Genomic DNA, 12528 nt, shown 5'->3' on the forward strand with positions numbered 1-12528 from the left:
GTATCTCGCCATAAAATCGGCCAAATAAAGGACCACAGTTCCCGTCCAGCCGCAAAAGAGCTGTTTCGCGGGCAAATAACGCCCTGTAGTTCCCCTCGAGCCGAGAGGGAGGCCGAAAAAAAAGAATCCCCGCTAACAAACCGCGGGAATTCCATTTTTAGAACGGCACGTTGTCCGGATCAGGTCCGATTCGTTTGTTCTGGTTCAACGAATCCACGAGAGCCATATCCTCAGCGCTCAGCTCAAAATCAAAGATATTCGCATTCTCGCGAATCCGATGCGCTGTCACCGATTTCGGAATCGTGACGACACCGTTCTGTATGTCCCAACGCAGCACGATTTGTGCCGCCGATTTCCCATGCTTGGCCGCGAGCTGCGACAGCACCGGATGATCGAGATTGCCCTGCATCAGCGGGCTCCAAGCTTCCAGCTGAATGTTATTCTCGCGAGTGAAGGCGAGCAGTTCTTTTTGCGCCAGCTGCGGATGGTACTCGACTTGGTTCACAGCAGGTACGACACCTGTATCCTCAATCACATGCTGCAAATGATGAATTTGAAAATTGCTAACGCCGATCGCGCGGACATGTCCTTCTTTGTGCAAATGAACAAGGGCTTTCCAAGTTTCCCTATACGTCGCCGGTTTAGCCCAGTGAACTAAATACAGATCGATCGTCTCGAGGCCGAGCCGTTTGCGGCTTGCTTCAAAGGCCTGCAGGGTGGACTCATAGCCCTGATCGGAGTTCCACACTTTGGTGGTGACGAAAATCTCGTCGCGCGGCACACCGCTTTCACGCAGCCCTTGACCAACACCTTCTTCATTCTGATAGATTGCGGCCGTATCAATACTTCGGTAACCCAGTTGAAGGGCTGTTTTCACAGCGTTAATGACTTCCTGACCTTCTTTGCTTTTCCAAACACCTAGTCCTAACCATGGCATATGCACGCCATTATTGAGTTGAACACCTTGAGTAAATGCTTGCGTCGACATTAGATAATCCCTCCATCGGTTCATAGGATATGACGGCTCTTGAAAGAGTACGCACAATCCCTATCATACCACTTGGGGTATCCAATTACATAATGGTATGCGCATGGATCAAATTCATTTTCAGCTCCCATAGCTCCGTGCTTAAGTTCACACGATAACCTTCCGGGTTGAGTTTGCGCAAATATTGCGGCCAAAACGTGCGGATTTGCTCCTTATGATACGCCCGAATCTCATCCAACGTAGGCAGCTCATAGACAAGCTCGCCTCCCGCATAAATCGGCTTAAGCAGCGGAACCGCTTCATAGTCCTCAATATACTTGTAGATATACGTATGCGTGGGATCAAACAACTTCACTCGCTCGCCGCGCTGAATATCGACCTCGTGCTCCATGGCCAGGTAATCGGCTTCCGCTTTACCGGTTTTTTTGTTGATAATCCGGTAGGCTTCCTTGAAGCCGGGATTGGACACTTTCTCGGGGTTGCCCGAAATTTTGATAACCGGCTCGAACTCGCCGTTTTTCTCCAGGGCAACAAGCTTGTAAACCCCACCGAGCGCAGGCTGATCGGCAGCGGTAATGAGCTGGGTGCCTACGCCCCAGACATCGATTTTGGCACCTTGGGCTTTCAGCCCCTCGATGATATTCTCATCGAGATCGTTCGAGGCGACGATCGCCACCTCGGGAAAGCCCGCCTCATCCAGCATATGCCTCGCCTGCTGGGATAAATACGCCAAATCGCCGCTGTCGAGGCGAATGGCGTTCATACGCTTGCCTTGCTGCTGCAGCATGCGCGCGATCTTTATGGCGTTCGGCACGCCGCTGCGCAGCGTGTCGTACGTATCCACGAGCAGCGTCACTTGCTCCGGCAGTGCCTCAGCATACACACGGAAAGCTTCCTCTTCCGTGTCGAAGGCCTGCACCCACGCGTGCGCATGGGTGCCCTTGGTCGGGATGCCGAACAGCATCCCGGCCCGCAAGTTCGACGTCGCGTGGAAGCCCGCGATGTAAGCGGCTCTTGCGCCCCAGATCGCGGCGTCAGCCTCTTGGGCGCGTCGGGTCCCGAACTCGAGCAGCACCTCGTTCGGGACGACCTGTTTAATCCGCGAAGCTTTCGTCGCGATAAGCGTCTGGTAGTTCACGAAGTTGAGAATCGCCGTCTCTACAAACTGCGCCTCAAAGATGCTGGCGACTACGCGCACAAGCGGCACGTTCGGGAAAACGAGCGTACCTTCCGGTACGCATTGCAAGTCGCCGCTGAACTTGAACGCGCGCAGCGCCTCAAGAAAGTCTTCGCGGTAATGCTCTTCCTGTTCCCGCAGATAAGCAATTTCATCATCCCCGAAATGCAGGTGCTTAATATAATGAACGAGCCGCTCCAAGCCGGCAAAAACAGCGTATCCGCCGTCAAACGGCAGCTTGCGGAAATACACCTCGAAAACGGCTTTCTCTTGATAAGTGCCTTTCAGCCAATGCGCGTACATCATATTGATTTGATATTTATCTGTGTGCAGCGTTAAATTTTCATAATTCTTCTCGTATTTCATATAGGATCATCCTTTCCACCAAGTGTCGTAGCAGGTTACCGGTCCTCTGCGCTTATGTTCCGTAATCGTATAGCGTTCCTCAATTTTCTGAGCGATATCAGCAGGAACGGGACGGCCCTCCAAATAGGTATCCAATTGCACGTAGCTAACACCAAGGGCTTCTTCATCCGGAAGACCCGGCTTCAAATCCTCCAAGTCAGCCGTAGGCTTTTTCAAATACAAATGCTCCGGACATCCCAGCCGCTTGAGCAGTTCCCTGCCTTGCCGCTTATCGAGCCCATAGAGGGGAGCCACATCGCAGGCGCCATCCCCATGTTTCGTATAAAAGCCCGTAATAGCCTCAGCGGCGTGATCCGTCCCTAGGACCAAAAGCCCGTAATGCGCAGCTAAATCATACTGCACCTTCATACGCTCGCGAGCCTTGACGTTCCCTTTATGAAAATCACTCAGCGTTTCGCCTGTCGCTTCCGCAAATTGCTTCACCGATGCATCAACGGCCGGTTGAATATTGACCGTGACAACTCGGCTTGCCGCAATGAACTGAATGGCTGCCTGTGCGTCTTCTTCATCTTTTTGGATGCCATAGGGCAGTCTAACCGCCATAAACTGATAAGCATCCTTGCCGCTTTCCGCATTCATTTCATCGATCGCCATTTGAGCCAGCTTGCCTGCTAATGTGGAGTCTTGGCCTCCGGACATGCCCAGCACGTAGCCTTTGGCTCCTGTATAGCGCAGATACTCTTTAAGAAACTGGGTACGGCGTTGGATTTCGTTTTCCGCGTTAATTTCGCTTTCTACATGCAATATGGCTTGAATTTCAGCTTGTGTCGTATGTGACATTGGGAACATCTCCTTCATTATATTGGATGATCCTAGCATTCCTGTTAATGCTGCTGTTTCATACTACCAACCGCGAACAACTTTAGCCCCAAGTGTGCTTTCAAAATGCTGCAAAGCCCATGCATGGCCTTGGCTGTTAAAGCTGGCAACCGCGTCTTCATGGATCAAGATGTCAAAGCCTTTATTGTAAGCATCCACCGCTGTGTGCAGCACGCAAATATCTGTGCAGACGCCAATCAGATGAAGTTCCTGAATGCCTCTGGCTCTGAGCTTCAGCTCCAAATCCGTACCGCAGAAGGCGCTGTATCTCGTTTTATCCATCCAATAAATATTGTTCTTATACTGCTCATAGACGGTATTCAACTTGCCGTATAAATCGCGGCCCGCTGTGCCGCGGATATTGTGCGGCGGGAACAGCTTCGTCTCCGGATGATACGGATCTTGTTCATCATGCAGATCCACCGCCATAACGACGAAATCCTGCTGCTCTACGAATGCTTCCGTGATTTCACACATCCGGTTTTCTATCGCAATGCCCGGCTCCCCGCAAGGAAGCTTCCCGTCAACAAAATCGACCGTATAATCAATAATAATCAATGCTTTCATCTTAACCAACTCCTTGATTTAGTATATTTGATACTATTAATAAGACAATATCAAAAGATAAAAGAGAGGCCTAGCTGTAAATGGACAGCTGAGGCACATAATCGGTAAAACGATAGAGCTGAGCCGCACGTTGGGAATATCGATTTGACATTTTCCCTTGTCCGTTGTGGTCCAGAACCTCTTCGATGATCCCTTTGCGGCTCTGTGTAGATGTAATTTTACGGATAAAATTCCGCTCATTGAAGGTCGGGACGACCGTCTGAATTACTTGATACAATTCACTGATTGTGAATTCCTCGGACAAAAACTCTTTGGCAATCGTTGTCGTGAGCATCTTCGTCTGAATTTGGGCAAGCGCATCACGAACGATGATTTCGTGGTCAAACGCAAGATCCATCGCGAGGGCTTCCTCCACAGGAAACAATCGGACATCTGCGGCATCATCTGCGGCTTGGCGCTTCTCCAGAAAGCGCTCATGCACTAATGCGAAGAATGCGTGGGAGATGATCCACCCCCGAGGATCGCGTTTCGGCGTGCTGTACACGTTGAAATAGGCAAGGTGTACATCGGAAACTCCCGTTTCCTCCGTCAGCTCACGCCGCGCACTCTCCTGAATCGTCTCGTTTTCGGACGAGAATCCGCCTGGCAGCGCCCATTGTCCTTCGAAAGGCCACTGCTTTCTTTGAATGAGCAGCACTTGCAGCTCTCTATGCGGGAGCGACTTCTTCGTGGAATCCTTTCCTTCGGAAGTGATGGTGAAGATCACGATGTCGGCAGGAGCACCGTCTGGCGTACGATATTTGCTGGCTTGATAATTGCTTTCATTTTCTGCGTTCAAGGCGATCACCTGCTTGGATGCGATTAATCATATTGTCGTTTTGATATTTTCATTATGACATATTAAAATGACGCGCGCAACAGTTTTTTTCTGAATAACAAATCGCAACAGCCTATTTTTCGATGACTATTAAACAGGTGCTGTCCGGCAGCGCAACCGCGGTTCCACTTTCATCCAGCAGTTTTACTTTGCCCTTCAGCGCTTCCGTATATCCTTCCTGCAGGAAATGCCTGTTCTCAATAATTTTGGCCTCAGGTCCCAACGTACGATGGATAAAAGCTATGTATTCACTTGGTGTAAAGTAACCGAATTGTTCCTGCACTTCATGCACATACGCTTCCTCGCCCCAAGTATAGGTATAGAGAAATTCCATCGCATCATTGACTGGCATAACCACTTTATCCGCCTCAACAACCTCATACTTAATCTCTCGTCCAGCAAAATCCTTCGCATACCGTTCGAGATACACCATATCCCCGTTCTGCAAAAAGTGAATTGTTCGCTTTTGCTCGACAGGCTCCGTCATAATCCCATCGCGAATCACGATTCTCCCGCCAGGCGAGAGAACATCATAAGCGCTGCGCAGTGCCGCCGCAATGGTCGCATGGTTGAATTTTCTCCCTTCATAAGGGATGTAGGAGTAGAGTTCGTGTAGGATGGAAGAAAAGATGACCGTATCAATGGTTCCTTGTTCCACATACTGCCTTAGATCAAGCGCGTCCCCTTTCAGAACAGTCCATCGATGACCTTCTAGCTGCTTCTTGCGCTCCAGCGCCTCGATCACGTTTGAGGAAATATCAATCCCAATGGGATGCTTGTCCGGCAAATACTGTTCAATCAGATCGAGCATGACACCACCGCCCGGACCGATATCGACAACACGCTTCCCAACGACGTAGTCCAGCATCAACTTCTTATAATCTGCCGTCTGATTCATTGTGGTCAAATAATCTTCTTCATTGTGAAAACGGTCGTAGGCATCTCTCCGCAATTCAAACAGATCAAATAACAACAGTACAGCCTTTTCATATAACGGGGACTTCTCGGCTTCTACGCAGAATTCAATCAGCTTCTCGGCAGCAGGGGAAAACTGGCAGGTAAAAAACACGGTATCCGCAAGCTGAGATTTCCGCTCAATGAGGTGCTTCAAGTGGCCGTTGCTCCACGCCAATTTTCCTTGAGCTACTTCTTCCCATGTCATCTCATCCACATATTTTTCGATCATCCGTTTCTTGTACACGTTGACTTTCTTACTGCCTTTGTAATCGTAATATAAAATATTCATAAAGGGCTCAAAGCTGATATGACGGACCAAATCCCCTTCACGGCATGCCTCTTGGATAATCAGAAATACGCGTACCATCTGCCTTAACGTAAAATCCTGGAAAGCCGCCTCTACATACCACAAGGTCGTCTTTTCCAAAAAAGCCCCTAAACCGTTTAGCAGCTCAGGCGCCTCATCCAAAATCCTTTGATAGTCCCGCTCGAAATTTTCACCTTTTCGAATAGAGTTGCCGCGTAATTTAGCCAACCTGTCTTTGAAAGAAATCTCTGGTTCCAATTCTCCTAGTAAAATCTTCTCAATCAACGACCTCACTTGACTGCTGACCGAAAGCCAAAGCTCTTCCGAGACTGCTGCAATGATACACTCGTTCAACGCCAGAAGCAGATCCCTTAACTCATCGGCCGATAGCAAGTGATCTTCCACTAATTTGGTTAACGGGGCGTGTTCCCGTAGGGGGACTTCCCCTCGAATCGTCTGTCCAATGAGCCCGTGCGTATAGATTAACGTATGTATCACAGCCGATTTATCACTTGAATTCCCGGCATGAAGCTTATACAGTTGAGCGGAGCCTTGATTATGTACATAGAGATGAATCCCTTGATTCTGCCACGTAAAGCGATCCCTCAGAGTACCTCCTTTGGAGACCTCGGACCAGATCAATACTACTTCCAACACTTCCTTCTTCCAAAAAGACAACCCAAGCTCGTCCAACCTGAGCAAGGTCCGCTGGACATAATCAAGAACAGGGTTCGCCTGAGCCAGCTCCTGGATCGACTGAATGCGCTCGAAGTTCACGATGCGCTCTTCCGCCGAAACCATGTAGGTTAACCATTTGTGCTCAGAAGCTGCTGCGGTGTCCCCTGTTCTATAGTTGTGTATCAGTTCTAATGAACGGAGCATATCTATGTGTTTCCTCCTATGGGAAATTGTTACTTAACACCAGTATAATCGATCATTGCTCGTCGGCATACAGATTGGCGTAATTGATGAGAATGGTCAAGAAACCAAGCACGACAAATAAGAAATAAGCCATCAACTCTACGTGGAACACATTCGGAAAGAGAATAAAAAAGGCACCAATCAGCAGGCACAGCCAGTTCTGCCAGACCCGCTTCCCTGACTTGCCTAGAGCGAGCAGCGATCCCACGAATTGCACGCTTCCAAGCAGCACACAGATAAAGAACGCATTCGTTTGAGCCTCAAATCCAAACACCCAGGGGCTGACCAAAAACCAGAGTCCCATGCAAGCCGACAATCCATTTTTCAAATACATGGTCATCTTCCACCTCCTACAAGTTTTGGCAGCGTAAAAGGAGTCCTTTTACGAGATAATATAGTATACGCAAACGCTTTCAAATATGTGATATAGAAAAGCCTCCAGCTCACCCATTTATTTGGGCGGACTAGAGGCTTCGTGGTTATGAGCTTATGAGTGAATTACTGTTCAATGTGTAAAACGCCGGCATCTCCTGTTTTCACTTCAGCTTTCAGAATGTCTGACACGAATTTGAGCGGCACATACAAGGCATCATTCTGAATGACCGGGGCTGACCCCAAGGACACAGGTGCCATTTTCGCATAAAAATAGCTGTCTTTGCCCACGGTCACACTCGTCCATTGCGCTCCCTTGTGAAGCTCTGCCGTATACGTGGCTTGATTCCAAGCTACTTCATATCCAAGACCTTCTGCTACCTTGCGGAATGGCACCAAGTTTGCGCCTTCTGCACTCGTTATTTGGTCACCGGCAGCCAAATCCAAAGCAACTTTGGGAGCCGGCTCCGTTTTAACAGGAATGGTCAAATCCGCAGCTAGTGGAAACCGGAATTCCGGAGATCCCATTACGCCCGGTGCAATCGCATATTTCGGAAATACGACGACAGCTTCACCATTTTCCACATAAAAGCCCTGTGACTCTCCAATGCCCTTAAAATCGTCCTTAAAATAGTTCTCCGGATGCTCATCCATGGCCGCTCGAACTCCAGTATCTACGGTTTCCTTGTAACTATCGCCGAGCACATCCTGCAAGGTAACGCGCTGGGCTTCTTCACGATTTAACACATTGTAGGTGTCAACGCGCGGCATACCAGTTCCCCCTGTAGCTCCGTACGTCGTAATTTGCAGGGAAACGAGCCCCGCCGGGGAACCCGTGCCATCCGATTTCAATTCATAAATAATCGTGAGTTCATAAGGACGATACGTAAACCCTTTGGTTTTGGCATCAGCTGCAGCTTCATCCGCCTCTTTCTCCCAGTTCGCCAAATCTTCATTGGCATGGGACAAAAGAATATCGTTCAACTGCTCCTCATATTTCGCATCCAGCATCCCTGTAAGCTGAGGAACTTTGACATTCGTCTTCAAATTTTCCGTCTTGGAGGTAAGCACGACCTCTTTAATTTGAACCGCTGCGGCTTGAATGGCAATCGGTGTCACCTTCACGCTAATGGGAACAGCCGTCACCGTCTCTGCTGAAGCCGACCCTGCTGTTAGTACAGCCCCGCTTACGCCAACCAGCATTGCACATCCGAGCACACTCATTTTCAACATGTTAAAAGGATTCTTTCTCATTTCACGTCACTCCTCATTCGTTATGGTCTAGTCATCTATATTTGTTCTAACCTTCACGATAACAAGACGCACGAGCGAATGAAAAAGTCTGATTCGTTTTGTTATTTTAAAAGCAATTCAATAAAATCTACAACCTTGCCATTCATTGAACTGTTTTTTTGTCTAATGGACATTCCACTTCCTGAGGAAGTTCTGGTGAACTCAACAAGTATCTGACGTTCTGCAAGAGACACATCTATGAGCAGAATTCGGAGGGTTTCCGGAGGAATTTGGACCTCATCTACCAGATACTCTCCATTTATTGTCGCAGGCAGCCTGTTTCCTGTGTCGGCATCCCTTACAGTAAAAGTAAGAATACGCGCTTCTTTAGAAGAGTTGTTTATTGTAATGGTCAAGTCATTTTGATTTTCTTTCTTGATAAAAGAGAATTGTGATTTTGAACTGTTAACTAGACTCACAGAAGTGCACCTCCTAGTTGATAGAATTGTTTTGTTTTAAAATCTCAAACATCATTTGTTTTTTTTCGCGTTCCTCTTCCAGAAATTTCGTGACAAGTCCTTCCAAACCGGATAGTCCTTTCCCGCTTCCTCCACAATTGCACCCATCTTTAGCATTTGAGCCATTTACCGGCTGGCAGCAGCAATTTTTCGCCAGGAGGAGTAAAACACCTATCAGCAATGTATTATCGCTAAAGTTGATAAGCGTACTATTGCCCACTGTGAAGCTGTTCCCGTTGGAGACCGTATTGGCAGAATTATTGGCTGAACTCGCCAATCCGTTGGCTGTACTCATTAATGCACTATTGTAATCAAATGTATTATTTGAGGTGCTTTCATTATCGGATTCATTAGTGGCACAGCTTTTTGAATCCAATGTGCTGCCAGCGTTGCTCGAATTATCGTTAGTGGAAGAATTGTCTGCGTTGCTCGTATTCGTGGTAGCATTATCTCCTGTTGTTGCCATAGAGTCGGTGTCAGAGGAATTCGTGGAAGTACTTCCCGTGGTCGATGAGTTGTCCCCCGTCGTTGAAGTGCTTGGGCCAGCGCTGGAGGAGGCATCTGTGTCCGAAGAGTTAGTAGCGTCACTGCCACTAGTGGAGGAGTTATCTCCGGTCGTTGAAGAACTTGGCCCTGTCGAGCTTGTTGCATCTGTATCGGATGTGTTGTTAGATCCGCTTGTGCTTGTCAGTGTTTCGTTAACTGTAGCCGAGCTGTCCGTATCTGAAGAACTGTTGCGGTTGAATTACTGTCCGTATCGGATGTGTTATTCGAGCCGCTGGTGCTTGTCAGCGTTTCGTTAACTGTAGCCGAGCTGTCCGTATCTGAAGAACTGGTCGCTCCGCTGTTGCTCGTGGACGTATCTGTTGCGGTTGAATTACTGTCCGTATCGGATGTGTTATTCGAGCCGCTGGTGCTTGTCAGCGTTTCGTTAACTGTAGCCGAGCTGTCCGTATCTGAAGAACTGGTCGCTCCGCTGTTGCTCGTGGATGTATCTGTTGCGGTTGAATTACTGTCCGTATCGGATGTGTTGTTCGAGCCGCTGGTGCTTGTCAGCGTTTCGTTAACTGTAGCCGAGCTATCTGTGTCAGAAGCATTGTTAGCCCCACTGCTGCTCGTTGAAGATTCCGTTGCCGTTGAATTACTATCTGTGTCTGATGTACTGTGCGCTCCACTTAAGCTCGAAGTGGTTTCATTGACCGATGTAGTCCCCTCGGTGCTTGAAGAATTAGTCGCCCCGCCCGTGGTTACTGAATTTGCGTTCTGGGGGGACAGAAGGGCTGACGCGTTAGCAAGTTTCTTAGGTGCGCGAGGATGGTGAATATGTTTAGATGAGCTAAATTTAGGATTCTTTGTTCTACACCCTTTTTTCTTAAATTTATTAACCGCTTGACGTGCCTTCATGCTCGCCCTCCTCTACTAGGGAATACACCATTCTATCCTTTGGATACATAAACTGAAGCGGCGGTTGTCCATCAGTCTATCAACTATTTTACATTGGAATAAAATGTAAAATATTAAAAAATAATCATATTTCTAGAGGGCTTCCTTGTAAAACTATGAAAAAACTTCTCTGAGATCACCTCAGAGAAGTTCTAGTAAACTAGCAAAAATATCTAAATATTCATTAAATCCGGAAAGCTGTCACTACTTGATGTAAATCCTGGGCAATGGTTGACAGGTTTCTCGCCGAAGAGGTAATCTCCTCCGTGGAAGCCAGCTGCTCCTCCGTCGCAGCAGCTACAGACTGCGCTGTTCCTGATGTTTGCTGTGCGACTGAACCGACATTAGCCACTGTTGCGGCAATCTGCTCTGTGGAAGCAGCCATCTGCTGTGCAGCTGCAGCGGTTTCCTGAATTTTGCTCGCTACTTCCTGAGAAGCGGCTACGATCTGACCGAAGGCCATTTCGGCGCTGCCCACTTCTTTCAAGCCTTCCTGTACTTCCAGGAGTCCAGTATTCATAACCCCTGCAGCGCGAACCGAATCCCGCTGAATATTGGAAATGAGTTCAGAGATATCACGCACGGATTCATCTGTTTGGGAGGCCAGCTTGCGAACCTCTCCCGCAACAACCGCAAATCCTTTGCCGCTCTCTCCGGCACGCGCAGCCTCAATCGCCGCATTCAAAGCGAGCAAATTCGTTTGGGACGCGATATTTCCAATAAGCGTCGAGATTTGCCCAATGCTCTGGGAGTGTCTCTCCAGCTCGAGTATGACCTGATTCGCCGAGTCAACTGAATGGCTGACCGCTTGCATTTTATGAGCAACCCGCTCCATAGCGTGTGTGCCTTCCTCTGCCATTTGCGTAGCGGAAATGGACAGCTCCGATACATCCGAGGTCGTCTCTGCGATTCGCTGAATGCCGACCGACATTTCCTCCATGGCTCTGCCGCACTCCATCGAGCTTTGTGCTTGTGTATCCGCACCTGCTGCGAATTCCTGCACAGCTGCCGCTACGTGCTGGGAAGCGGACGTATTTTGCTCCGAACTGGCAAATAGCTGCTGGGAGGATGCTGCCACACTGCCTGCAGCTTGCAGCATATGATGCACCGAATGGCGCAGGTGGTCGACCATTTGATTCACGGAGCCGGCCAAGTCGCCGATTTCATCTTTATTTTTCACGATAATGGGCTCCACGGTAAGATCGCCGTTGGCAATACGGTTTAAAGCCTGTGACGTTTTGCGAACAGGTGTGGAGATATTGCTAACAAGTACGTAACAAGCAGCCAGCATGAAGACGATCAATGCACCTAGTACAATTAGTGATATCTTGACACTTTCTTGATACAGATTTTTATTTTCTTGATCGGCCAGCTTTCCGCCATCCTGGTTAAAGGTCACCATTTCAGCCATCGTTTTTTGCGCTTTGCCAAATGTGGTTGCCAGCGCCTGAAGGCTTTCTGCAGCCTCCTTCGTTTTCGTAGGATCAGCGGAAAGTTGTTTGTTGACTATGAAGGCTGCTTTGAACTCTTCCCAGCTTTTGTTAAGGTCATTGAACTTGGCAGCATCTTCTTCTCCTGAGAGACTTTCCTTATAGTTTTCTAACAATTTGTCGATTCTTGTCATCGCTTGAGCAATTCCTGTATCTAAGGGCTCATGTTTTTTCGTATCTGGCTCTAGCTTTTTCTGATAGTAGAGGGTTAAGATATGCTCCGAGTTAAAATGAATCTCATCAATAATTTGCACGCCGATCATCCAATTCGTAGCCATCTCCGCACTGTTGTCTTTGAGCACGCCCATCCGCGTCATATCAGTTAAACTTAATCCTCCGACCATGAGAAAAATAATTACAAATACCATCATCATTTTCGCTTTTACAGTAAAACGCATGATTGAAATCCCTCCAAGTAATGAATGAATGACCC

At 48.3% G+C, this 12528-nt stretch carries 13 protein-coding genes; 2 read left to right on the plus strand and 11 right to left on the minus strand.

The window, feature by feature from the left end:
• Positions 1–157: 157 nt before the first annotated feature.
• The 10 genes from ACUN27_RS29715 to ACUN27_RS29760 form a co-directional block, all read right to left on the minus strand.
• Positions 158–988 carry an aldo/keto reductase gene (locus ACUN27_RS29715; RefSeq protein ID WP_315955251.1) on the minus strand — a complete coding sequence of 277 codons (831 nt, stop codon included), beginning with the start codon at positions 986–988 and terminating at the stop codon, positions 158–160.
• Positions 989–1073: 85 nt separating this feature from the next.
• The gene (locus ACUN27_RS29720) at positions 1074–2531 is read right to left on the minus strand and encodes a nicotinate phosphoribosyltransferase (protein WP_315955252.1); all 1458 of its coding nucleotides are present in this window, start codon (positions 2529–2531) and stop codon (positions 1074–1076) included.
• A gap of 6 nt (positions 2532–2537) precedes the next feature.
• A complete protein-coding gene (gene nadE, locus ACUN27_RS29725; protein WP_326061605.1) occupies positions 2538–3371 on the minus strand; it encodes an ammonia-dependent NAD(+) synthetase in 834 nt (277 codons plus the stop codon).
• A gap of 63 nt (positions 3372–3434) precedes the next feature.
• Positions 3435–3977 carry a cysteine hydrolase family protein gene (locus tag ACUN27_RS29730; RefSeq protein WP_326061606.1) on the minus strand — a complete coding sequence of 181 codons (543 nt, stop codon included), beginning with the start codon at positions 3975–3977 and terminating at the stop codon, positions 3435–3437.
• Positions 3978–4047: 70 nt separating this feature from the next.
• Positions 4048–4815 (minus strand): NUDIX domain-containing protein, encoded by a 768-nt coding sequence (locus tag ACUN27_RS29735; RefSeq protein ID WP_157323147.1) that lies wholly within the window; start codon positions 4813–4815, stop codon positions 4048–4050.
• A gap of 112 nt (positions 4816–4927) precedes the next feature.
• Complete coding sequence (locus ACUN27_RS29740) at positions 4928–7000, minus strand: class I SAM-dependent methyltransferase (protein WP_315955255.1); 2073 nt, start codon at positions 6998–7000, stop codon at positions 4928–4930.
• Between the two features lie 52 nt (positions 7001–7052).
• Positions 7053–7379: an SPW repeat domain-containing protein gene (locus tag ACUN27_RS29745; RefSeq protein WP_315955256.1), complete on the minus strand. Its 327-nt coding sequence runs from the start codon at positions 7377–7379 to the stop codon at positions 7053–7055.
• 158 nt (positions 7380–7537) lie between these two features.
• On the minus strand, positions 7538–8665 hold the full coding sequence (locus ACUN27_RS29750) for a stalk domain-containing protein (protein WP_445560041.1): 1128 nt from the start codon (positions 8663–8665) through the stop codon (positions 7538–7540).
• 101 nt (positions 8666–8766) lie between these two features.
• Positions 8767–9123, minus strand: coding sequence for a hypothetical protein (locus ACUN27_RS29755; protein WP_326061608.1), 357 nt, complete (start codon positions 9121–9123; stop codon positions 8767–8769).
• A 13-nt stretch (positions 9124–9136) separates the two neighbouring features.
• Positions 9137–9538 carry a hypothetical protein gene (locus ACUN27_RS29760; RefSeq protein WP_315955259.1) on the minus strand — a complete coding sequence of 134 codons (402 nt, stop codon included), beginning with the start codon at positions 9536–9538 and terminating at the stop codon, positions 9137–9139.
• Between ACUN27_RS29760 and ACUN27_RS29765 the strand changes: the two genes are divergently transcribed.
• Entirely contained in the window at positions 9516–9965 is a 450-nt protein-coding gene (locus ACUN27_RS29765; protein WP_445560042.1) for a hypothetical protein, read from the plus strand. The genes ACUN27_RS29760 and ACUN27_RS29765 overlap by 23 nt on opposite strands.
• On the plus strand, positions 9944–10483 hold the full coding sequence (locus ACUN27_RS29770; RefSeq protein ID WP_445560043.1) for a hypothetical protein: 540 nt from the start codon (positions 9944–9946) through the stop codon (positions 10481–10483). The genes ACUN27_RS29765 and ACUN27_RS29770 overlap by 22 nt, the downstream gene beginning before the upstream one ends.
• 306 nt (positions 10484–10789) lie before the next feature.
• Here the strand turns inward: ACUN27_RS29770 and ACUN27_RS29775 are convergent, their stop codons facing one another.
• On the minus strand, positions 10790–12493 hold the full coding sequence (locus ACUN27_RS29775; RefSeq protein ID WP_315955261.1) for a methyl-accepting chemotaxis protein: 1704 nt from the start codon (positions 12491–12493) through the stop codon (positions 10790–10792).
• Positions 12494–12528: the final 35 nt, after the last annotated feature.

The organism is Paenibacillus sp. WC2504 (assembly GCF_052682475.1).

Coding starts and splice junctions, on each gene's coding strand:
- nadE (WP_326061605.1), bottom strand. CDS start 3,371: ATGTCACATACGACACAAGCTGAAATTCAAGCCATATTGCATGTAGAA.
- ACUN27_RS29720 (WP_315955252.1), bottom strand. CDS start 2,531: ATGAAATACGAGAAGAATTATGAAAATTTAACGCTGCACACAGATAAA.
- ACUN27_RS29750 (WP_445560041.1), bottom strand. CDS start 8,665: ATGAGAAAGAATCCTTTTAACATGTTGAAAATGAGTGTGCTCGGATGT.
- ACUN27_RS29730 (WP_326061606.1), bottom strand. CDS start 3,977: ATGAAAGCATTGATTATTATTGATTATACGGTCGATTTTGTTGACGGG.
- ACUN27_RS29745 (WP_315955256.1), bottom strand. CDS start 7,379: ATGACCATGTATTTGAAAAATGGATTGTCGGCTTGCATGGGACTCTGG.
- ACUN27_RS29715 (WP_315955251.1), bottom strand. CDS start 988: ATGTCGACGCAAGCATTTACTCAAGGTGTTCAACTCAATAATGGCGTG.
- ACUN27_RS29740 (WP_315955255.1), bottom strand. CDS start 7,000: ATGCTCCGTTCATTAGAACTGATACACAACTATAGAACAGGGGACACC.
- ACUN27_RS29775 (WP_315955261.1), bottom strand. CDS start 12,493: ATGCGTTTTACTGTAAAAGCGAAAATGATGATGGTATTTGTAATTATT.